The organism is Variovorax sp. P4_D9, from assembly GCF_056401695.1.
Map to the genome: position 1 here is coordinate 1 of NZ_JBFUIU010000065.1, position 21,414 is coordinate 21,414.

Here is a 21,414-nt window from a genome sequence, read left to right on the forward strand (position 1 = left end):
GCTTTGGCCGAGGCATTGAAGCTGAAGAACTACGAGGCTTTGGCCGAGGCATTGAAGCTGAAGAACTACGAGTTCAATGCCCAGGGCGTCGAACTCAACCAGCGCTGCGTGTCCGAGGCCGTCATTCCGGAGCCCGACGCAAGCGAGGAGGTGTGGAAGCGCGACCCGCAGCTTCACGTCCAACCCACGACGCGCCCCGGTGCCAAGCTGCCACACGCCTGGCTGGTGGGACAGGACGGCCGTCGCGTGTCCACGCTCGATCTGGTGGGCAAGGGGAAGGTTTCCCTGGTGACCGGAATCGCTGGCCAAGCCTGGGCGGACGCTGCGAAGGAAATGGATTTGCCGTTCCTCCGAACCGTCGTGATCGGGGGGCCGGCGGCCCAGGACGTCTACTGCAGTTGGCACGCGGTGCGTGAAATCGAGGAAGCGGGTGCCCTGCTGGTGCGACCCGACGGTGTCGTGGCTTGGCGCCAGCATGCTGGCGTGGCCGATTCCACGCAAGCCCGTGAGGAACTTGAGCAGGCCCTGGCTTCGCTGCTGGATCAGAAGTCGCGGGTGTTGGAGGCAGCGTGATGGAACGCGCTTTCCTGGGCATCTCGCACTCGCCGCTGATGGGGCTCAACCCCGTCGCGCCGGCGGTGGAGCAAGCACTGAACGCCGCCATCGCCAGCGCCCGCGATCAGGTCTTGGCATTCGCACCGGAACTCGTCGTGCTCGTGGCGCCGGATCACTACAACGGCTTCTTCAACGAGCTGATGCCGCCGTTCTGCATTGGCACGCAGGCGCGCTCGGTGGGTGACTACTTGACGCCGGCTGGTGACCTCAATGTGGATGCCGACGCGGCGGTGGCACTGGCCACGCGATTGATGGATGAGGACTTCGACCTCGCCGTCTCGCGCCGTATGCAGGTCGATCATGGCTTTGCACAGTCGCTGCAGCTTCTGTGGGGTGGCCTGGATACACCCCCTGTACTGCCGATCTTTCTTAACGCGGTAGCCCAGCCAGGAATCCCGCGCTTGCGCCGCTGCCGCGCGCTGGGGCAGGCGATCGGCCGCTTCCTCGACAAGGAGCCGCGGCGCACCCTGCTGATTGGCTCCGGCGGCCTCTCACACGAGCCGCCGGTCCCCACGCTCTCGCATCCGGACGCGGCCGTTCGCGAACGCATCACCCGCCGGAGCGAGCCGACGCCAGAGGAGCGCGAGGCCAAGACACAACGTGTGATGGCCGCTGGCCTCGCGCTGGCAGCGGGCGACAGCGCCATGAAGCCCATCAACCCGGACTGGGACCGCCGATGGATGGACGGTCTGGTCGATGGCGCCGCAGGCCTCGATGCGCTGTGCGCGATGAGCGAGGACAGCATCGAAAAGGAGGGCGGCCTGTCGGCTCATGAGTCCAAGAGCTGGCTCGTCGCGCGCAGCGCCCTCGCCGTGGACCGTCCGCTGACCTGCGCCTTGCGCCACTACCAGGCCATCCCCGAATACATCGCCGGCTTCGGCCTCATGTTGCTGAAGCAACCCAACTGAACAGGAAAACCAAATGGACCCCCGCATCGAACAGTGGGCCGAGCGCTTGCGCATGGCCGAGTCTCAACGAGAGCCGATCGCCCCGTTGCGCGACGAACTCGGCACCGACCCGGACGGCAGCCTCGCCTACGCCATCCAGCAGGCCAACGTCGCGCATGCCGTTGCGCAGGGCCGACGAGTGGTGGGCCGCAAGATCGGCCTCACATCGCCTGCCGTGCAGCGTCAGCTTGGTGTCGATCAGCCCGACTTCGGCACCTTGTTCGCCGACATACTCTATGGCGACGATGAAGAAATACCGCTCTCGCGCACGCTGCAGCCCAAAGTCGAGGCCGAAGTCGCGCTGGTACTCGAGCGTGACTTGCTGGCAGCCGACACCACGCTGGTGGAACTGATCGGCGCTACGGCCTACGTCCTGCCGGCCATTGAGATCGTGGGCAGCCGAATCGCCAACTGGAACATCCGGTTTGCCGACACGGTCGCGGACAACGCTTCCAGCGGTCTGGTCGCACTGGGCGGCGTACCCACCAAGCTCAACGGCCTGGACCTCAAGTTGTGCGGCATGACGATGTTGCGCGGCGACGCGACCGTGTCAAGCGGCAGCGGTGCGGCGTGTTTGGGCCATCCCCTCAATGCCGCCGTCTGGCTGGCACGCAAGTTGGCTTCGCTTGGCCAACCGCTGCGCGCGGGCGACCTCGTCCTCACGGGCGCGTTGGGACCGATGGTGCCCGTCCTGGCTGGCGACCACTTCGAGGCACGTATTGACGGAGTGGGCAGCGTTCGCGCGCGCTTCTTCGCAGCATGAGCCATCCCACCGCATTCAATGCAGCAATCGCTACACCCAATAAGGAACATTCATGACCCGCAAACTGAAGGCCGCCATCATCGGAAGCGGCAACATTGGCACAGACTTGATGATCAAGATCCTGCGCCATGGCCGGCACATCGAAATGGGGGCGATGGTCRGCATCGATGCCGCATCTGACGGCTTGGCACGTGCTGCGCGCATGGGCGTGGCCACCACCCACGAAGGCGTGGAAGGTCTCTCGCGCCTGCCCGTATTCGATGACATCGACATCGTCTTCGACGCCACCTCGGCCGGCGCGCACGTCAGGAACGACGCCTTCCTGCGAAGCCTCAAGCCGGAGATCCGCCTCGTGGACCTCACGCCCGCGGCAATCGGTCCCTATTGCATTCCAGTGGTCAATGGCCAGGCGCATTTGGACGCGCCCAACGTCAACATGGTCACCTGCGGTGGACAGGCCACCATCCCAATGGTCGCTGCCGTCTCCCGTGTGACGAAGGTTCACTATGGCGAAATCGTCGCCAGCATCTCGAGCAAGAGCGCCGGTCCCGGCACCCGCGCCAACATCGACGAGTTCACCGAGACCACTTCCAAGGCCATCGAAGTGGTCGGCGGCGCTGCCAAGGGCAAAGCCATCATCGTGCTGAATCCGGCCGAGCCGCCGCTGATGATGCGCGACACCGTCTACACACTGAGCGACTTCGCCGATGAGGACGAAATCGCCGCGTCGGTCGAACGCATGGCCGCTGATGTCCAGGCTTATGTGCAGGGCTATCGCGTCAAGCAGAGAGTGCAGTTCGACCGAATCGAGGCCGAACGCCCGATCCGCATCCCAGGCGTGGGTGCCCGCATGCACGGCCTGAAAACCTCCATCTTCCTGGAGGTGGAGGGCGCCGCCCACTACCTGCCTGCTTACGCCGGCAACCTCGACATCATGACCAGCGCCGCGTTGCGCACCGCCGAATCCATGGCCGAGCGGATGCTCGCCCCCGTGCCAGCCTGAAGGAGACATTGATGACCCACCACCCCGAAAAGAAAATCTACATCTCCGATGTGACCCTGCGTGACGGCAGCCACGCCATCCGCCATCAATACAGCGTGGAACAGGCCAAGCAGATAGCCAAGGCGCTCGACGAAGCCAAGGTCGATTCCATCGAAGTCGCGCATGGTGACGGCCTGCAAGGCGGCAGTTTCAACTACGGCTTCGGCGCCCACACCGATGTCGAGTGGACCGAGGCGGTCGCCAGCGTGGTCAAGCACGCGAAGATTGCAACGTTGCTGTTGCCTGGCATCGGAACAGTTCACGACCTCAAGGCCGCCTACGAAGCGGGCGCCCGAATCGTGCGCGTGGCTACACATTGCACCGAGGCCGACGTTTCGAGGCAGCACATCGAGTACGCGCGCCATCTCGGCATGGAAGCCGTGGGCTTCCTGATGATGAGCCACATGACCACGCCGGAAGCGCTGGCGGAGCAGGCCAAGCTGATGGAAAGCTACGGCGCGACCTGCTGCTATGTGGTGGATTCAGGCGGTGCGCTGAGCATGAACGAAGTGCGAGATCGCTTCCGTGCATTCAAGGACGTGCTCAAACCCGAAACGCAAACGGGCATGCATGCGCATCACAACCTGAGCCTGGGCGTGGCCAACAGCATCGTCGCGGTGGAAGAAGGCTGCGACCGCGTTGACGCGAGCCTGGCGGGTATGGGCGCCGGTGCGGGCAACGCCCCGCTGGAGGTTTTCATCGCAGCGGCCGCGCGCATGGGCTGGAACCACGGCACCGACCTCTACAAACTGATGGACGCGGCCGACGACATCGTCCGCCCCTTGCAAGACCGCCCGGTGCGCGTGGATCGCGAGACCTTGGCGCTCGGCTATGCCGGCGTGTATTCGAGCTTCCTGCGCCATTCAGAGGTGGCCGCCAGCAAGTACGGCCTGAAGACGGTGGACATCCTGGTCGAGCTGGGTAAACGCCGCATGGTCGGTGGCCAGGAAGACATGATTGTTGACGTGGCCCTTGACCTGTTGAAGGGCATCGAGCACGAGCGCGTTCACCAGCCACCCACCATGAGCGAAGCCGCCTGAGGCCCTTTCTTCCAATCTACACATCTGAGATCAAGACATGTCCACCAACACCGCGCGCATCACCGAATCCGACACAAGCCGCTTCGTCCGCATCAAGGAAGGCGACCTCGACCTGCAACTGCACTACAACGACGCCGGTAGCGGCGCCGAGACGGTTGTGATGCTCCACGGCTCGGGCCCAGGCGCCAGCGGCTGGGCCAACTTCAACCGCAATGTCGAGCCGTTTGTGGCCGCCGGCTACCGCGTGGTGCTGATGGACTGCCCGGGCTGGAGCAAGAGCGATCCGGTGGTCAGCACCGGCTCGCGTTCCGACCTCAACGCACGCGCCCTCAAGGGCTTGATGGACGCCATTGGCCTCGACAAGGTTCACATCGTCGGMAACTCGATGGGTGGACACAGCGCGGTGGCCTTCGCGTTGGCCAACCCCGAGCGCGTGGGCAAGCTGGTGCTGATGGGTGGCGGCACCGGCGGACTCAGCCCGTTCGTGCCGATGCCCACCGAGGGCATCAAGCTGATTGGCGCTCTGTACCGCGATCCCACGATCGAGAACCTCAAGCGCATGATGAACGTGTTCGTCTACGACACGAGCAGCCTCACAGAAGAGCTCTTCCAGGCGCGCCTGGACAACATGCTCAGCCGTCGCGATCACCTCGAAAACTTCGTCAAGAGCGCCGAAGCGAACCCTAAGCAGTTCCCCGATGTGGGGCACCGGCTTGGCGAGATTGCGTCTCCAACGTTGGTGGTCTGGGGGCGCGACGACCGCTTCGTTCCGCTGGACATCGGCCTGCGGCTGGTGACAGGTCTGCAGAAGGCCGACCTGCACGTCTTCAGCCGCTGCGGCCACTGGGCGCAGTGGGAGCACGCCGACAAGTTCAACCGCATGGTGCTGGACTTCCTGGCGCGCTGAGCCAACCCGGGCGCTGATCCTTCCTTGACCGCCTCGCTTGATGCGTGGCGATTGGACAGCCGCGTCCGTAGGTCTGCGCGAATCGAAAAGAGCGACTGACGCTCGTCAAGCGATCCCCCCGGCCGGGCGTAGCAGTCCGGTCATTTTTCCCTCAGTTCAACGGAGATAACCATGACCAAGATGATGAATGCTGCGCGTCTGCACAAGATCGGTAAACCATTCCAGGTTGACACGATCCCGGTACCCGATGTCCGGCCCACCGACGTGCTTGTCGAAGTGAAGGCCGCCGGCGTGGTGCCGAACCTGCGCAATGTGGTGACGAGCTATCCAAAGTGGTTTCCCTTCCTGCCGCTGCCCGCGTTGCCCGCGATCTACGGCCTCGACTCGGCCGGGGTGGTCGCGCAGGTGGGCAGCCAGGTCCGCGCGGACATCAAGCCCGGCGACCGCGTGTACGTGAATCCGGGGCTGTCGTGCGGAAGCTGCCTCGCGTGCCGGCGCGGCGATCACATCAACTGCACCGCCTACACGTTCCAGGGCTACTTCGGCTTTGGGCCTGGCTCGCAGCAGCTCTTCGAGGACTATCCATACGGGGGCTTCGGCCAGTATCTGACGGCACCCGCGGCCAACCTGGTAAAGCTGCCCGACAGCATCAGCTTCGAGCAAGGCGCTCGCTTCGGCTATCTGGGCACCGCCTACTCGGCACTGCGCAAGGCACAGTTCTCTCCAGGTCAGACGGTGCTCATTGACGGCGCGACGGGCACGCTGGGGTTGGGCGCAGTCATCCTTGCGCTGGCCATGGGCGCCGCCAGGATCTTCGCGACGGGGCGCAACACCACGCTGCTTGAAAAGCTGCAGCAACTGGACCCGCAGCGCATCGTCCCGATCGCACTCGGATCGCGGCCGACTTCAGAAATCGTGATGGAAGCGACCGGGGGCTTTGGTGTCGATGCGCTCATCGAAGCGCTGGGGCCCAACGCCTCGGTGGCGACGGTGCTCGACTCGTTCAACGCACTGCGTCGCGGTGGGAAGGCGATCAACATCGGCGGCGTTGCCGATCCCATACCGCTGGAGCCATTCCCCCTGATGTGCCTGCAGAAGTCCTACATCGGCTCGCTGTGGTTCACGACCGCGGAAGGGCAGGACATGGCGGCGATGGCCCACGCGGGCACGCTGAACCTCGGGGTGTTCGAGCACGAGCGCTTTCCGCTTGAGCGTGTCAACGAAGCGCTGGACGCGATCGACCAGCGCAGCGGCGGATTCACCAACGTGGTGATCATGCATTGAGCGGCAACAAGGAGAACACCATGCACATCAGACGCATCGTCACCGGCCACGACCTGAAAGGAAGCGCCGTCTTCGTATCGGACGCGGCTGCACCGCGTACCACCGAGTTCGAGCATGTTCCAGGTTTCGTCACTTCCCTGTTGTGGGAGACAGCTCCCAACGCTTCAGTGAGCGCGGTCGAGGGCGATCCCGCCCTTACCGCCCGTTCCTGGGCTCCCCCGCCGGGCGGCACGAACTTGATGTTCATCACTTTCCCGCCCGACGCCGTGATGATGAGCCCCGACTTCGATCCGGCCGCCGCAGGTGGCGAGTACATGCGGGTGCTGCCCGGTTTGGCTGAGAAGTTCGAGATTGAACATCCTGGCATGCACACCACCGACTCCGTGGACTACGGTGTGCTGATCGAGGGGGAACTACACCTTGAGCTCGACGATGGAGTCACGAAGAAACTGGCGCCACTCGACGTGGTCATCCAGAATGGCACGCGCCACGCCTGGCGCAACAAGAGCGACAAGCCGGCGACCATGCTGTTCGTCCTCGTGGGGGCCAAGCGCCCCTGATGTCTGTGCAGATGCGGTTCGCAGTGTCGCTGGCCTTGGCCGCTATCGCTCGCATACCTGCCGTTCGTCGATCGGGGATGGACGGCTGCAACGGGCCCGAACTCCCAATTCGATGGCGAACAGAGCGGACGTTCGATACTTCGAGGGCGCGGTCGCCAGAGGGCACGCAGGGAGCTATGACAGCAATGCCTTGAGAGCGGACACTTGATTCCGGGTGGCCATCGCTGTTGAGCGACCGGAGTCGGCCTCACAGCGTGAATTCAACCTGCGGCAGGGAAGGACCGCAAACGCTGCATACCCGCTGTACGGGATGCGCTGGCGAAAGGCAGGGTAGGGCCCTTAGCTGTCCGTCGTCACCGAGCGGCCAACGGTAGGTATGCAGGCAAAGCGGCCTTTGGAAGTGGCGAAACACCGCCCTCGACGTCTGCTGGCGCGCCGAGGGCCCTCCAACCTGCGCTGGGCCGACGAGCGCCGCGCCGCCCAAGTTTCGAACGCATGCAGGCGCTTGGACCTGTTCTGCTCGAATCGACGCAGGACTGGCAACAACTTTGAGCAACGCATCCTACTTTCTTCTTGACCACCGTTGAGAAGCGCGCCTCGCCCATAGCAGCTATGCGCATCGCGCGATGGCCCACGGCGGTTAAGTCGCCAGAATTCATTTGAGCCAACTGGCGTCACGCTGAAGGTCAGGCCATAAGCCGTTCGATGTGCCACGCGACGGTCGCGTTGACCGAAACATAGCGCTGGAGACACAAATGAATAGCCAACAGGCGCCCGTGCGTCGATCATCGGCCATCGCGGACTTAGCGGCGCCGCAGCCCCAGAAAACATACGCCGACGCGGTCTACAGGAAGGTGCTTCTGCGCCTTCTTCCGATGCTGGTGATCGTCTACATCATTGCCTACATCGACCGCTCCAACGTCGGCTTCGCCAAGCTGGGGTTCATGCGGGATCTCAACTTTTCCGACACGGTTTTCGGTATCGGCGCGGGCGTGTTCTACGCGGGCTACATGATCTTCGAGATCCCCAGCAATCTCATGTTGGCGAAGATCGGCTTCAGGAAGACGCTGCTGCGCATCATGCTGCTGTGGGCCGTCTGCTCCGTCCTGCTGGCGATCATGACGAGCCCCAACTCTTACTATTTCGCGCGCTGCCTGCTCGGGGCCGCGGAAGCCGGGCTTTTCCCCGGCGTGTTGCTTTACCTGACCTATTGGGTACCGGCGGCGAGGCGGGCAAGTTTCACGGCGGTGTTCATGGCAGCGATTCCGCTATCGGGTGTCATCAGTGGACCGTTGTCCGGGATGATCATGCACAGCATGGACGGCTGGCACGGACTCAAGGGATGGCAGTGRCTGTTCCTCATCGAGGGTGCACCGGCGCTGCTCTTCGCCATCGTTGTGTTCTTCTTCCTGAAGGACACACCGGCTTCTGCACCATGGCTCAGTGTTCGGGAGCGTAACCTGATCGAAGCCGACCTAGAGGCGGACCGGTCCAGGAGTGGTGGTGGACACCATTCATTCATGGATGCGTTGCGCTCGCCGCGCTTCTACCTGCTCGTCGGCATGGGCGTCGCGTTGCTGGCCAGCGCATCGAACATCTCCTTCTGGCTGCCCACGATCATTCAACGCTCCGGCGTCACGAGCACCTGGACCATTGGCCTGATGGCCATGGCGCCATACGTCGTGGGTGTGGTTGCGCAGCAATGGGTGGCCCGCCGCTCCGACGCGCGCGATGAGCGCCGCTGGCACGCCGCCGCCTGCGCGATGGCATCGGCGCTGGGTTGGTTGCTCTTGCCGCTCGTATCGAGCAATCCGACCTTGTCGCTGGTCGCACTCATCGCGACTGCCGCGGGAACCTTCGCGGCCATGGGTCCGTTCTGGTCCATGCCGGCCCTCTACCTGAGCGCCAAAGCCGCGCCGGGTGGCATTGCGCTGATCAGTACGCTGGCCGGCGTGGGGAGTCTCATCAGTCCCGTCATCGTGGGGTGGTTGAACGAGCACACCAAAACCCTCGCCGCAGGACAGTACTACCTGGCTGCCCTAATGATCGTGGGCGCCGTCACCGTCGTGGCGATCGGCCACCACAACCGAAATCGCGCGAGCGCCGTGCCGCAACTCAAAGTGGCGGCCTAAATCCAGCGAAGTGGGTGACGGGGGTGAGGGAAACCCGGCATTTGAGTGCCGTTCACAAGCTGGACAATGGCACGCTTACAACGATGCGAGCGAAGTCCGATGCAATCTGGCAAAGCCACTCAAATCCAGCTCGACATCACGTCTGACCTGCAGAAGTGGCGGGCATTCCTGGCCATTGCAGAACTGGGCAGCCTGACACGAGCAGCCCTGTTTCTGGACAGCAATCAATCCCTGCTGAGCCGCCATCTGAATGCGCTGGAGCGGGAATGCAAGGCGCGGCTTTTCAATCGCACAGGCCGCGGCGTGGCACTGTCCGATGTCGGCCAGCGCATCTTTCCGCTTGTAAAGGCCCTTCTTTCGGATGCGGAGCAGCTGGAGCTGGAAATCCATGGCGAGGCGCGCGAGCCCTCTGGCCGAGTCACCATCGGATCGCTGCCCTCGATTACCAATCCAATCGTCGGCCGCCTGTTCAAACAGTTGCGCGAACGCCATCCGGGAATCCAGCTCAAGATCCTYGAAGGCTCGAGTGGTCAGGTAGAGGAATGGCTGTCCGACGCGCGCGTCGACATAGCCATTCTCTATCGATACGGCAATGCGCATTACGAGCAGGAGCAGGCGCTTGCCACCGTCGACAGCTACCTGATCGGCCCCGCGGGTGACCGATTGACTGCTGCACCCGAAGTTGCCTTTTCTGCCCTGCACGAGTTGCCTTTCATCCTGCCGAGCGCGCCGAATGGGCTGCGCACGGCGCTGGACGCGATGGCCCGGCAGGAGCACATCACGCTGGCGCCGGCCATCGAAGCCGATTCGCTTCCGCTGATGCGAACGACAGTCGCCGAAGCTCGGCTCTACACCGTGTTACCCATCCACGCGGTGTGGGCGGAATTGCAGGAAGGGCGTCTGCAAGCGGCCAAGATCGTTTCGCCGGCACTGCAGCGCATCGTCTCCATGGCCCTGGCGCGCACCAAGGGGCCCGGACGGACGGTATCTGCCGTCGCCGCGGAAATCGTCGGCGTCGTGGAAGACAGCGCGCGCAGCGGGATGTGGCACTCCGGCGGTCCCGCGTAGCCTCGTCTTGCGCGCCCACGCATAGCAGCGTTGCGTCGCGCACGGATGCTTGCATTGCCCCGGTCGCCTAAGCTCGTTGGCAACGATCGACCACAGGAGACACGTTCATGCCAAGAATTTCCCTGCCCGCGCCGGAGACCATGAATCCCGAGCAGCGCGCCGTCTACGACAAGATCATTTCCGGTCCGCGCGGGCGCATTCAGGGTCCGCTTCGGGCCGCGCTCCACAACCCGGAGCTCGCGGACAAATGGCAGGCGATCGGCGCCCTGCTGCGCTACGGCACGACGTTGACGCCGCGGCAGTCGGAAATCGCGATCCTGGTCACCGGTCGCGCCTGCAACTCGCCTTTCGAGTGGTATGCGCATCGCGCCGAAGCCGAGAAGGCCGGCATCGAACAGCCGATCATCGAAGCGCTACTCGCCCAGACCGAGCCGCCCGGCCTTTCGGCGGACGACGCTGCCGTCTACCACTACGCGGTCGAACTCAACCGGCACAACTCGGTTTCCGATGCGACCTACGCCACGGCGCTTGGGCGCTTCGGAGAACGCACGGTGGTCGAACTGACTGCTCTGATCGGCTACTACACGATGGTCGCAATGACGCTCAACTGCCACGAGATTCCACTGCCTGATGGCATCGCACCGGCCTTCCAGCTCCCACAAAGGGCAGACCTGCAATGAGCGAGTCCGCCGCTGCAGCCGCGGGCTGGGATTGCCACGCCCACCTATTCGGTCCCTACGACCAATTTCCGTTGGCGGCCGAGCGCAACTACACGCCGCCAGAAGCCAGCGAGTCGACCTATCTGGCGCTGCTCGCACGACTTGGTCTCGCCCACGGCGTGCTGGTGCATCCAAGCGCATATGGCAAGGACCACACACTGCTGCTGAACGCATTGGCGGCACGGCCCTCCTTGCGCGGCGTGGTCGTGGTGCAACCAGGCGACAAGCTGGCGCTGCATGGCCTGCGTGATCACGGCGTGCGAGGCGCACGTTTCAGTCATCGAAGCGGCCCAGGCACCAACTTCGCTGGCAGCGCATCTTTCGATGACCTGCAGGCGCTCGCGCCCGCGCTCGCAGATGCCGGCCTGCATGCAGAGCTATGGACCGACTGCAAGGCACTGCCCGCGATTGCCCCCCAATTGCTGGCGCTGCCCGTGCCGATCGTGATCGACCACATGGGCGGCTTCGACGTGAACGCCGGAACGGACGAACCGGAGTTTCGGACGCTGCTCAAACTACTCGCGTCGGGCAAGGTCTGGGTCAAGCTTTGTGCCTATCGCAACCTCCTCGACGCACCTGACTGGCAAGCCGGGCGGGCCTTTCAGCAGAGGATGATCGAAACCAACCCCGAGCGATTGGTGTGGGGCAGCGACTGGCCGCACCTGCGGGTGACGCCCACGCCCGACGCTGCGCAACTGCTCTCGATGTTCAGGGATTGGGCCGGCAACGAGGCCATTGCAGGCCAGGTGCTTCGCGCCAATCCGGAGCGCCTGTACCGATGAATCCGCTCGCCGCGATGGATCGCCCAGCAAGAGCCAATCAGCCGGCTCTGGCCATTGCGATTGTGGCGACACTTGGCCTTGGCGCCTGCAGTTACCGGAACGACGTCATCGCCAATGGCGCGGCATTGAACACGCCGCAAGCGTGCGGCGCGTTGGCCACCGCCGTCGCCCTGCCACCCAATACGCGCATCCTGGCCGCGATGTTCGAGACGGCGACGCCGACACAGCCGGCGCATTGCCGCATCGACGGCGACATCGACTCCCGAGTCGGCGTCGACGGCCAGCGCTACGCCACGCGGCTCCGCTTGCGTCTGCCGCAAGCCTGGAACCAGCGCTTCTACATGGGCGGTGGCGGCGGTACCAACGGCGTGCTGGTCGACCCCGTCGCCGTGATGGCCCAGGGCTTCGCGACCATTGGGACCGACGCCGGCCACGACAACACGCTCAATAGCCGTCCCGATGCCGGCGGCACTGCCGCGTTCGGGCTCGACCCGCAGGCGCGCATTGCCTTCGCCTACGAGTCCTACGACCAGGTCACGCGCGTGGGGAAGCTGCTCACGCGGGCCTACTACGGGCAGCCGCAGCGCTACGCCTATTTCCAGGGCTGCTCGGAAGGTGGGCGCGAGGCCTTGCTGATGTCGCAGCGCTACCCCGAGCACTACGACGGCATCATTGCCGGCGATCCGACCTTGCACCTGCCATTGGGCCCGCTGGCCGGCATCCACACGACCCAACTGTTCGCTGGACTGGCCAAGCGCCTGGGCAAGTCGCTTCCTGACGGTCAGCCGGCCATTGGCCAGAGCTTCAGCGACTCCGACTTGCTGTTGGTGCGCAATGCAGTGCTCAAGGCGTGCGACGCGCTCGATGGCTTGTCGGATGGCATCGTCGACAACCTGCCCGCGTGCACCGCGCCACGGGTGCATGCCCAGTTGCTGACAGCGCAGTGCCCGGGCGCCAAGGGGGACAGCTGCCTGTCGGCGGACCAGATCAAGACACTGGAGACAGCATATGCCGGTGCCGTCGATTCAAAGGGCCGCCAACTTTACTCAGACTGGCCGTGGGATCCGGGCATGGGCGGTGTCTCGACCACGGACAAGAGCTACAGCCAGGCATGGCGCTCGTGGTGGCTCGGATCATCGAGCGCAACGGTGAACAACGCCATCAAGCTCTCATTCGTTTCCGCCATATCGGTGCTCTACACCTCGGCGCCGAAGGTTCCGTTTGCCGACAGCGATGCCTTGCCCTTCTCGCTGGCCTACAACTTCGACACGGATCCCGCCAAGATTTACGGCACCTCGGCGCCTGGCGTCAAGCCGGCCTACTCGCCGTCTTCGGCGTCGATGTACTTCACGGACGCCACGGATCTGTCGCCCTTCAAGAGACGCGGCGGCAAGCTCATGGTCTACCACGGTGGCGCGGACTCGTCGGTATCGCTGAACGACACGCTGCGTTGGTATGAAGGTGTCGCCAGGCAGATGGGCGGCAGTCCGCAGGACTTCGCACGGATGTACGTGGTGCCCGGCATGAACCATTGCCGCGGCGGTCCCGCCACCGACAGCTTCGACATGCTGCCGCAGCTGGTGCAATGGGTCGAGGCGGGCACGGCACCCGACAGTGTCCTTGCCAAGGCCAGCAACCCCGGGTACTTCAATGTCGGTGCCCGCAGCCGTCCGCTGTGACCGCACCCGCAACAGGCGCGCTACAAGGGCGCGGGAGACATCAATGACGCAACCAACTTCCGCTGCGAATAATCGCAGGGACCGTCGCGCGCTGCTGTTCGCGATGGTGCTGGCTTTCGCGGCCTCACCCTCGTTCGCAGCAGCCTATCCCGACAAGCCGGTCCGCCTGATCGTGCCCTTCCCGGCCGGCGGCGCCACCGACGTGATGGCGCGCGGCATGGCGCAGCGCCTTGGCACCGAACTCGGCACGCAGGTGATCGTCGACAACCGCGGCGGTGCTGGCGGCACCACGGCGGCCGAGGCCGCCGCCCATGCGGCGCCGGACGGCTACACGCTGTTCTTTGCGACCATGGGCACGCAGGCGATCAACCCGGCCCTCTATCCCAGGCTGCGCTACGACCCGCTGAAGGACTTCGCGCCGATCAGCGTGACGCACCTGACGCCGCGCGTGCTGGTGGTCGGGCCGCAGGTGAGCGCCAGGAACATCGCCGAACTTGTCGCCCAGGCCAAAGCCAGACCCGGCGCGTTGACCTATGGCTCGGCCGGCAACGGCAGCTCGAGCCACCTGGCCGGCGCGCTGTTCGAGAGCATGGCCGACGTCAAGATGCTGCACGTGCCGTACAAGGGCAGCGCGCCGCTGTTGACCGACGTGCTGGCTGGCCGCATCGATATGACCTTCGACTCCTACACCGTCTACGAGGAGCACATCAAGTCCGGCCGCGTGCGCGCGCTCGCGGTGACTTCGAGCCGGCGGCTGCAGGCGCTGCCGCTGGTGCCGACCGTGGCGGAAGCCGGCGTCAGAGGCTACGAGGTCTCCAACTGGCTCGGCCTGCTGGCGCCGGCCGGCACGCCGAAGGATGTGGTCGCCAAGATCCACGCCGCGCTGGGGCGCGCGATGGCAGCGCCGGCATTGCGCGAGCAGTTGGCCACGCTTGGCATCGAGCCCACCTTCGGCAGCCCCGAGGCCTTCGGAACGCTGATTCGCAGCGAGATCCCGAAGTGGGCCGAGATCGTCAAGAAATCCGGTGCGACCGCGGAATGACAATGAATCGGCGAGGCGGTGGAGTTCAGCGCATCTGCTGCCTCACTGGCAGCTGCCTTGCCTCGATGCGGCAAGACAGACTGCAATATGAATAGCTCCCTATTTTCCGAGCAGATCGAGCGAACCGAGCAGCTTGGTCATCGCCACCTTGTCACGCTGCACGAAGGCCGTGGTCTCGGCGGGCGACAACCCCATGCGCTCGGCGCCCAGTGATGCGAGCAGTGCCTGATAGGCCGGATCGGCATTGATGTCGGCAACGGCCTTGCGCAGGACCTCGACGACCTCCCCTGGCGTTCCCTTTGGCGCGGCAAGGGTGTACCAAGTCGTCGACTCGGCGCCTGCGAATCCGGCTTCGGCCATGGTAGGAACCTGTGGCAGCAAAGGTGAGCGCTTGGCGCCGCCGTAAGCCAGGGCCTTGAGCTTCCCATCCTTGATGAAAGCTTGCGTGGCCGCCAGATTCAGCATGCCCACCTGGACCTGGCCGCCCAGCAGATCCTTCAGTGCCGGCGCCGCGCCGCCGTAGGGGACGTGCGTGATACGGATCTGAGCTCGCTGCAGGAACGATTCCGCGCCCAGGTGCGTGGCGCCACCGGTGCCGGCCGACGCGTAGTTGAGCCTGCCTGGCTCTTTCTTGGCTAGCGCGACGAGGCCCTGCAGACTGTCGACGCCGACCGCTGGGTTCACGACAAGCACGTTGGGTTGACTCGCCACGACGGCAATGAAGGCGAAGTCGGCGATTCCATCGTATGGAATGCGTTGCATCAGCGGCGTCACCACGTGGCCAGCGGAAGTTCCGATCAGCAAGGTGTAGCCGTCCGGCTTGGCGCGGGCGACGAACCCCGTTCCGATGGTTGCCGCGCCTCCCGCCTTGCTGTCCACGATGACCGGCTGCTTCAGCCGTGTGCCGAGCTGATGCGCCATACCACGCGCCAATGTGTCGGCCGGGCCGCCGGCAGCGTAGGGATGGATCAGCGTGATCGGACGAGACGGGTAGGGCGGCTCGGCGTGGGTGCCTGACAGCAGGCACAGCGCTGCACCGACAACGACGCAAGAGCGCACGAGGATAAAGCGGCGGGAGGCGGACATCTTGTTCCTTTAATTCATGATTTGCTGGGTTCGTCTGTGACGCCCTCGGGCGTCCAGCCTTCGCCGCCGGGTGGCTTTTGCAGCATGGGACGGTGGAAAATCTCGCCCAGGCCTGCGTAGAAGGGGYCGCCCAAACGGGCGATGGGCCGCATGCGGACGGTGTCGACCCGTGTGCCGTCGTAGACCTCTTCTGACAGGTGGAAGGCGACGATCTCGCCGATGTAGAGCGTGTTGATGCCGCGGCCCAGCACGATGACCTGGTCCAGCCGGCATTCCATCTGCACCGGAGAGACCGCAATACGCGGCGGCTGCACGTGCCGGCTCGCAAGCAGCGAAATCCCGAGCGCCTCGGCCTCGCTGACATCAGGAGCGAACTCCTGAGCGCTCCGATGCATGAGCTCCATGTTGTGCTCGATCGCCACATTCACCACGAACTCGCGGCCGCGCACGATGTTGCGCGCCGTGTCCTTGGTGTTGCCGCTACCGGGTCGTGTCGCGATGTTGATCGCCAGCATCGGCGGACTCGTTGCCACGTAGTTGTAGGAACTGAACGGCGCCGCATTGACCCGCCCTTGTTCGTCGATCGTCGTGATCCACGCCACCGGACGCGGGGCCACGCAGCCGACCAGGAGGCGATAGGCGGTCGCCGTGTCGAGGCTATCGCCTTCGACGCAGGTGAAGGACTGTTCTTTCATGGTCAACGCCCCTCATACCGCGGCGTGCGCTTTTCCAGGAAGGCACGCATGCCTTCCTTCTGGTCTTCGCTGTCGAACAGCCGCTCGAAGTAGCGGCGCTCCAGTGCGAGCGCGGTTTCTATCGGAACGTCGCCTCCCAGCCGCACCGCGTCGCGGATCGCCTGCACCGCCAGCGGCGGCATACCGGCGATCTGCTCGGCCAGTTCGACGCCACGTTCCAGCGCCTGCCCCGTTGGCACCAGCTCGCTCACCACATTGGCCATGTAGGCGTCGCCTGCCGGGATCATGTCGCCCGTCAGGCTCCAAAGCAGCGTCTTGTAACGGCCCGCCGCGCGCAGCAGCCGCTGCGTGCCGCCGGCGCCGGGCATGATCCCGACGCGAATCTCCGGCTGGCCGAACTTCGCATCTTCGGCCGCGATGATGATGTYGCAGGCCAGCGCCAGTTCGCAGCCGCCGCCCAGCGCATAGCCTTCCACCGCGGCGATCACCGGCTTGGCGAGTTGCCGCACGACATGGAAGACGCGGTCCGTATCGAGCCGGACATGGTCGCCAGGCCGCATCGTCGACATTTCGCCAATGTCGGTGCCCGCCACGAAAGAGCCTTCGCTGCCAGTCAACACCACGGCGGCCACGCCATCGTCCTTCGCCAGTGCCTGCAAATGCTCGACCAGGTCCTTCTTGACCTGCAGATTCAAGGCATTTCGACGCTCCGGCCGATCGATGGTCACGATGCCGACGCGGCCCCTGCGCTCGCTGCGCACCACGGGGCGAACGGATTCGGCGTTCATGAGGCGGCCTGCACTTCGCGCTGCAGCCACACCGAGCCGCGATAGCGGTCTTCGCCGTAGCTGGCGCCGAGGTTACGAACTGTGCGCAAGACAGTCGCAAAGCCGATGGCGCGTCCCCAGGCCATCGGGCCGACCGGGTAGTTGACGCCCATTCGCATTGCGGCGTCGACGCTGTCGCCGGAGGCGATGCCCTGGTAGACGGCTTCCGCGCTCTCGTTCACCAGCATGGCCACGGTCCGCATCACCAGCATGCCGGGGACGTCGGCCAGCAACGAGACGCGCTTTCCCAACGCCCCGAACAAGCCTGCGGCCTTGGAAACATCGGTGGCGCTCGCCCGCGCTGACGGCGCAATGGCAATCCGGGTGCAAGTGGCGTAGTCAAGGGCGAGATCGAACAGGACCGTCGCTTCCCCCAGCGCAAAGGCGCGTTCGGTCGCGGTTCGGCCATCGGTCAGCGCAAGCGCGAGACCATCGACCCGCAGCAGGCCTTCGCCGTCGCTGCGCTCTAGGCGGATGCCCCGGTGCTTCGCCAGCAATTCGACGAGCGGCTGGGCAGGCCCGAGGTCACCCTCGATGCGGACGACTGCGGGCACCTTTTGCGTCGCCAGCTCATCGAGCGCTATGGGCGCTGCGCCGTCGCGGTAGTCGAAGAAGCCGCGACCGGACTTGCGACCGAGCCAGCCGGCATCCACCAGGTCCTTTTGCATCAGCGACGGCTTGTAGCGCGGGTCGTCGAAAAAGGCTTGGTATACCGAGCGCGTGACGGCGAAATTGACGTCGTGGCCGATCAGGTCCATCAACTCGCAGGGCCCCATGCGAAAGCCCCCCGGCCTCGCGCATCACCGCATCGATCGTCGCTGGCGAGGCCGCCTGCTCCTGCAGGAGCCGCAGCGCCTCGCCGTAGAACGGCCGCGCAACACGGTTGACGATGAATCCAGGCGTCGAGCGACAGTGAACCGGTGTCTTTCCCCAGGCCAATGCTGTCGCGAAGATGGCTTGCGCCACCTCCGGTGCGGTGACGTGGCCGCTGACCACCTCGACCAGCGGCAGCACGGTGGCCGGATTGAAGAAATGCATGCCAACCACCCGCTCGGGGCGCCTGAGTCGGCCGGCAAGGGCCGTGACGGAGAACGAGGAGGTGTTGGTGGCCACGATGGCGTCGGCTGGCAACTGAGGCTCGAGCGCCGACAGTGCGGCCACCTTGGCTTCCAGGTCCTCGTAGATGACTTCTATGACGAGGCCGACGCCGACCAGCGCACTATCGGGCATTTCGGGTCGCACGCGTTCGAGCACTGCGTCGCGCGTTGCCTTGTCGAGCTTGCCCCGAGTCACCCGCTTGTCCAGACTTGCGCGGATCATGCCAAGGCCGCGTTCAATCGCCACATCGTTGGCGTCGCGCAGGTACACCGTATGGCCGGCGGTAGCCGCCACCTCGGCGATGCCGCTGCCCATGGTGCCGGCGCCGATGACGATGACGCTCTTGTTTGGCGGCAGCGCGCCACTCGCAGTAGAAGTTTTCTGTTGATCAACCATCGATGGGCTCCGTGGAATGAAAGGAGGGACGGGTCTGCAAGCCAGCGAACCAATCCGCGAGTTGCGGCGCGCACTCGCGCCAACCGAGCGTGTCAAAGCGGTAGTCGAGGTATCCGAGCGCGCAGCCGACAGTCACGTGGCCGATGGAAAACGGCGCGCGGCCGAGCGAATCGGCCTCCGCGTCGAGCAGCTTGAGCGAGGCACGAACCTTGAGTTCGAAGGCATCCATCAACGCCGTCAGCGAATGCTCGCGCTCGCGCTCATTGCGCCGGAGGATCAGCGCGTCGAGCAGCCCATCGCCGAAAGCGTGCCAGCGTAGCGCCTGCCAGCGTGCCTCGCCCTGCGGCGGGAACAGGGTTCCGCCGGCCAGGTCGTTCAGGTACTCGCAGATCACGATCGAATCGAACAGCGTCGAGCCGTCTTCGCGCACCAGCGTCGGGATCTTCGACAGCGGGTTGTCCGCCATGATGGCCGGGTTGGGCTTCAGCATCGCGGCGACAGAGCGAACCAGCTCGAGCTTCGACACCAGCCCGAGCTCGTGCGCGCAGATCATCACCTTGCGCACATAGGGCGACTTGGGCGACCAGTGCAGCTTCATCGTCGCGGCCATCAGATCGCTCCGGTTTCGCGCAGCGCTGCGATGTCGGTAGCGCCGTAGCCCAGCTCGGACAGGATGTCTTCGCTGTGCTGACCCAGCAGCGGGGGCGCGGTTTGCGTTTGCAGCGGGGACTCCGCGAAACGCATCGGGCTCGCGACCTGCGGTGCGTCGACACCGCTCGGATGAGGCACGTAACGGAGCATCTCGCGCGCCTTAACCTGAGGCTCCTTGAACACATCGGCTACCGTGTTGATGGGGCCGCAGGGCACGCCGGCCCTGTCGAGGGCGGCAATCAGCTTCTCGCGCTCCCATTCGGCGAACACGTCGCGCAGCATGGCCGACAACTCGCCGATGTTCCGGACCCGCTGGGCGTTGGTGGCGAAGCGCTCGTCCGTGATCCAGTCGTTCTGTCCGAAGACCTCGCACAGCTTGGCGAACTGGCCGTCGTTGCCGACCACCAGGATCACGTCGCCATCGGCGCAGGCGTAGACGTCCTGCGGCTGGATATTCGGATGCGCGTTGCCGTTGCGCCGCGGCACCTTGCCCGACACCAGGTAGTTCATCGCCTGGTTGGAGAGCGTCGCCACCTGCACATCGAGCATGGCGATGTCGATGGCGTCGCCGACGCCGGTCTCGTTGCGGCGCGCCAGCGCGGCAAGCACGGAGACGGCGGTGTACATGCCGGTCATCAGGTCGACGATCGGAATGCCGACTTTCTGCGGCCCACCGCCAGGCCGGCCATCCTTCTCGCCGGTGACGCTCATCAGGCCACCCATCGCCTGGATCAGGAAGTCGTAGGCCGGCTGGTCGCGCCGCGGGCCGGTCTGGCCAAAGCCGGTGACCGAGCAGTAGATGAGGCGCGGGTTGATCTTGCGCAGCGATGCTTCATCCAGCCCATAGCGGGCCAGCGTGCCGGCCTTGTAGTTCTCGAGCACGATGTCGGCTCGCTTGGCGAGCTCCTTGACGATCTTCTGGCCCTCCGGCTTTTCGAGGCTGACCGTGATCGAGCGCTTGCCGCGGTTGACGGCCAGGTAGTAGCCGGCTTCCTTCGTGTCCTTGCCTTCGGCGTCTTTCAGGAACGGAGGCCCCCATGTGCGCGTGTCGTCGCCGGCGCCGGGCCGCTCGACCTTGATCACCTCGGCGCCCAGATCAGCGAGGATTTGGCTGGCCCAGGGTGCGGCGAGGATGCGGCTCAGGTCGAGCACCTTGACGTGCGACAGCGGGCCTTTGTTGGTGGTCATTTGAAGTCTCCTTGTGGTGGACTGAATTCTGGAATCAGGATCCGTTTTGGGCTACGTGCGAGGCCGCAAGACTGTGATGCGCCGCGGCGCATACCGGCACGCCTCGCGTGGCCGGCGTTGCATAGCAGGTATGCGCCAGAGCGCGGTGGCAGGAATCGCTCCCGCCCCTAAAGTTCATCCACGACAAACTGGAGACATCGACCATGAATGGACTTTTGAAATCCGCGGCTGCATTCACCCTTGCGTTGGCCGCAGCTTCGGGATGGGCGCAGGCCTATCCCACCAAGCCGATCCGCTTGGTCGTTCCCTTTCCTGCCGGCGGGCCGGTGGACCAGACAGCGCGCGCACTGGGCGCCAAGCTGAGCACATCCCTTGGCCAATCCATCATCATCGACAACAAGGGCGGCGCTGGCGGCCTGCTGGGCGCCGACGCGGTCGCCAAGTCGCCCGCCGACGGTTACACGCTGTTGTTCTCCTCGGCGGGCGCACTGGCGATCGTGCCGCACATCGTGCCGTCGATGCCTTACAACCCGCAGAAGGACCTGGTCGCCGTGACCCAGGCACTGAAGGTGCCGGCGGTGCTGGTGGTGGCCGCCAATTCGAAATACAAGACGTTCGCAGACCTGAAGGCTGCCGCCACGGGCGACGCCAGCAAGGTCAACTACGCCTCGGCCGGCAGCGGCACCACACCGCACCTCCAGGCAGAGCTGCTCAAGCGCGAGGCCAAACTGAATATCAACCACCTGAATCCGTGAGCCCAGACGCACGCTTGGTCGCGTTGGTTTGTTTTGTTGCGCCGTGCCCGTCCAATTTGACCGCCTGAGACATGACATCACCCAATTCGATGGCATTGGATCGTCGGCATCGTGAGTTGGTAGGCGACTTGTTCGGGT

General features: G+C 64.8%; 20 protein-coding genes and 1 pseudogene. 15 read left to right on the top strand and 6 right to left on the bottom strand.

Annotated elements, in window-relative coordinates; all coding sequences use genetic code 11:
• From AC1DY5_RS10005 to AC1DY5_RS10070, 14 genes are all read left to right on the top strand, one after another.
• Positions 1-573: aromatic-ring hydroxylase C-terminal domain-containing protein (locus tag AC1DY5_RS10005; protein WP_478111136.1), on the top strand; the 573-nt coding region annotated here is incomplete at its 5' end.
• Entirely contained in the window at positions 573-1,523 is a 951-nt protein-coding gene (locus AC1DY5_RS10010; protein WP_478111137.1) for a 3-carboxyethylcatechol 2,3-dioxygenase, read from the top strand. The genes AC1DY5_RS10005 and AC1DY5_RS10010, both read left to right, overlap by 1 nt.
• Before the next feature lie 13 nt (positions 1,524-1,536).
• On the top strand, positions 1,537-2,325 hold the full coding sequence (gene mhpD, locus AC1DY5_RS10015) for a 2-keto-4-pentenoate hydratase (protein ID WP_478111138.1): 789 nt from the start codon (positions 1,537-1,539) through the stop codon (positions 2,323-2,325).
• 52 nt (positions 2,326-2,377) lie between these two features.
• Positions 2,378-3,328, top strand: coding sequence for an acetaldehyde dehydrogenase (acetylating) (locus AC1DY5_RS10020; RefSeq protein WP_478111139.1), 951 nt, complete (start codon positions 2,378-2,380; stop codon positions 3,326-3,328).
• Between the two features lie 11 nt (positions 3,329-3,339).
• On the top strand, positions 3,340-4,407 hold the full coding sequence (gene dmpG, locus AC1DY5_RS10025; protein ID WP_478111140.1) for a 4-hydroxy-2-oxovalerate aldolase: 1,068 nt from the start codon (positions 3,340-3,342) through the stop codon (positions 4,405-4,407).
• A 37-nt stretch (positions 4,408-4,444) separates the two neighbouring features.
• Entirely contained in the window at positions 4,445-5,314 is an 870-nt protein-coding gene (locus tag AC1DY5_RS10030; protein ID WP_478111141.1) for an alpha/beta fold hydrolase, read from the top strand.
• Between the two features lie 171 nt (positions 5,315-5,485).
• Positions 5,486-6,598, top strand: coding sequence for an alcohol dehydrogenase catalytic domain-containing protein (locus AC1DY5_RS10035; RefSeq protein ID WP_478111142.1), 1,113 nt, complete (start codon positions 5,486-5,488; stop codon positions 6,596-6,598).
• Between the two features lie 20 nt (positions 6,599-6,618).
• Positions 6,619-7,158: a cupin domain-containing protein gene (locus tag AC1DY5_RS10040; protein WP_478111143.1), complete on the top strand. Its 540-nt coding sequence runs from the start codon at positions 6,619-6,621 to the stop codon at positions 7,156-7,158.
• 755 nt (positions 7,159-7,913) lie between these two features.
• Complete coding sequence (locus tag AC1DY5_RS10045; protein ID WP_478111144.1) at positions 7,914-9,290, top strand: MFS transporter; 1,377 nt, start codon at positions 7,914-7,916, stop codon at positions 9,288-9,290.
• Positions 9,291-9,389: 99 nt separating this feature from the next.
• The gene (locus AC1DY5_RS10050; RefSeq protein ID WP_478111145.1) at positions 9,390-10,358 is read left to right on the top strand and encodes a LysR substrate-binding domain-containing protein; all 969 of its coding nucleotides are present in this window, start codon (positions 9,390-9,392) and stop codon (positions 10,356-10,358) included.
• A gap of 107 nt (positions 10,359-10,465) precedes the next feature.
• On the top strand, positions 10,466-11,038 hold the full coding sequence (locus AC1DY5_RS10055; protein WP_478111146.1) for a carboxymuconolactone decarboxylase family protein: 573 nt from the start codon (positions 10,466-10,468) through the stop codon (positions 11,036-11,038).
• On the top strand, positions 11,035-11,859 hold the full coding sequence (locus AC1DY5_RS10060; protein ID WP_478111147.1) for an amidohydrolase family protein: 825 nt from the start codon (positions 11,035-11,037) through the stop codon (positions 11,857-11,859). Before AC1DY5_RS10055 ends, AC1DY5_RS10060 begins: the two co-directional genes overlap by 4 nt.
• Before the next feature lie 125 nt (positions 11,860-11,984).
• On the top strand, positions 11,985-13,538 hold the full coding sequence (locus tag AC1DY5_RS10065; RefSeq protein ID WP_478111148.1) for a tannase/feruloyl esterase family alpha/beta hydrolase: 1,554 nt from the start codon (positions 11,985-11,987) through the stop codon (positions 13,536-13,538).
• 43 nt (positions 13,539-13,581) lie between these two features.
• Complete coding sequence (locus AC1DY5_RS10070) at positions 13,582-14,580, top strand: Bug family tripartite tricarboxylate transporter substrate binding protein (RefSeq protein WP_478111149.1); 999 nt, start codon at positions 13,582-13,584, stop codon at positions 14,578-14,580.
• Between the two features lie 99 nt (positions 14,581-14,679).
• Here AC1DY5_RS10070 and AC1DY5_RS10075 read toward each other — a convergent pair whose 3' ends face one another.
• The 6 genes and pseudogenes from AC1DY5_RS10075 to AC1DY5_RS10100 form a co-directional block, all read right to left on the bottom strand.
• Positions 14,680-15,666 (bottom strand): Bug family tripartite tricarboxylate transporter substrate binding protein, encoded by a 987-nt coding sequence (locus AC1DY5_RS10075; RefSeq protein ID WP_478111150.1) that lies wholly within the window; start codon positions 15,664-15,666, stop codon positions 14,680-14,682.
• A gap of 14 nt (positions 15,667-15,680) precedes the next feature.
• Complete coding sequence (locus AC1DY5_RS10080; protein ID WP_478111151.1) at positions 15,681-16,361, bottom strand: flavin reductase family protein; 681 nt, start codon at positions 16,359-16,361, stop codon at positions 15,681-15,683.
• A gap of 2 nt (positions 16,362-16,363) precedes the next feature.
• The gene (locus AC1DY5_RS10085) at positions 16,364-17,149 is read right to left on the bottom strand and encodes an enoyl-CoA hydratase-related protein (protein ID WP_478111152.1); all 786 of its coding nucleotides are present in this window, start codon (positions 17,147-17,149) and stop codon (positions 16,364-16,366) included.
• A pseudogene (locus AC1DY5_RS10090) lies at positions 17,146-18,682 on the bottom strand (3-hydroxyacyl-CoA dehydrogenase). The gene AC1DY5_RS10085 and the pseudogene AC1DY5_RS10090 overlap by 4 nt, the downstream one beginning before the upstream one ends.
• Complete coding sequence (locus tag AC1DY5_RS10095) at positions 18,675-19,292, bottom strand: glutathione S-transferase family protein (RefSeq protein ID WP_478111153.1); 618 nt, start codon at positions 19,290-19,292, stop codon at positions 18,675-18,677. The pseudogene AC1DY5_RS10090 and the gene AC1DY5_RS10095 overlap by 8 nt, the downstream one beginning before the upstream one ends.
• A complete protein-coding gene (locus tag AC1DY5_RS10100; protein WP_478111154.1) occupies positions 19,292-20,521 on the bottom strand; it encodes a CaiB/BaiF CoA transferase family protein in 1,230 nt (409 codons plus the stop codon). The genes AC1DY5_RS10095 and AC1DY5_RS10100 overlap by 1 nt, the downstream gene beginning before the upstream one ends.
• A 203-nt stretch (positions 20,522-20,724) precedes the next feature.
• On the opposite strand from AC1DY5_RS10100, the gene AC1DY5_RS10105 reads away from it, so the two are divergent.
• Positions 20,725-21,276 (top strand): Bug family tripartite tricarboxylate transporter substrate binding protein, encoded by a 552-nt coding sequence (locus AC1DY5_RS10105; protein ID WP_478111155.1) that lies wholly within the window; start codon positions 20,725-20,727, stop codon positions 21,274-21,276.
• Positions 21,277-21,414: the final 138 nt, after the last annotated feature.

What these genes read in the sequence shown, in the direction of transcription:
- AC1DY5_RS10055 (WP_478111146.1), top strand. Translation starts at nt 10,466, where the DNA reads ATGCCAAGAATTTCCCTGCCCGCGCCGGAGACCATGAATCCCGAGCAG.
- AC1DY5_RS10060 (WP_478111147.1), top strand. Translation starts at nt 11,035, where the DNA reads ATGAGCGAGTCCGCCGCTGCAGCCGCGGGCTGGGATTGCCACGCCCAC.
- AC1DY5_RS10100 (WP_478111154.1), bottom strand. Translation starts at nt 20,521, where the DNA reads ATGACCACCAACAAAGGCCCGCTGTCGCACGTCAAGGTGCTCGACCTG.
- dmpG (WP_478111140.1), top strand. Translation starts at nt 3,340, where the DNA reads ATGACCCACCACCCCGAAAAGAAAATCTACATCTCCGATGTGACCCTG.
- AC1DY5_RS10010 (WP_478111137.1), top strand. Translation starts at nt 573, where the DNA reads ATGGAACGCGCTTTCCTGGGCATCTCGCACTCGCCGCTGATGGGGCTC.
- mhpD (WP_478111138.1), top strand. Translation starts at nt 1,537, where the DNA reads ATGGACCCCCGCATCGAACAGTGGGCCGAGCGCTTGCGCATGGCCGAG.
- AC1DY5_RS10075 (WP_478111150.1), bottom strand. Translation starts at nt 15,666, where the DNA reads ATGTCCGCCTCCCGCCGCTTTATCCTCGTGCGCTCTTGCGTCGTTGTC.
- AC1DY5_RS10095 (WP_478111153.1), bottom strand. Translation starts at nt 19,292, where the DNA reads ATGGCCGCGACGATGAAGCTGCACTGGTCGCCCAAGTCGCCCTATGTG.
- AC1DY5_RS10035 (WP_478111142.1), top strand. Translation starts at nt 5,486, where the DNA reads ATGACCAAGATGATGAATGCTGCGCGTCTGCACAAGATCGGTAAACCA.
- AC1DY5_RS10070 (WP_478111149.1), top strand. Translation starts at nt 13,582, where the DNA reads ATGACGCAACCAACTTCCGCTGCGAATAATCGCAGGGACCGTCGCGCG.
- AC1DY5_RS10105 (WP_478111155.1), top strand. Translation starts at nt 20,725, where the DNA reads ATGAATGGACTTTTGAAATCCGCGGCTGCATTCACCCTTGCGTTGGCC.
- AC1DY5_RS10040 (WP_478111143.1), top strand. Translation starts at nt 6,619, where the DNA reads ATGCACATCAGACGCATCGTCACCGGCCACGACCTGAAAGGAAGCGCC.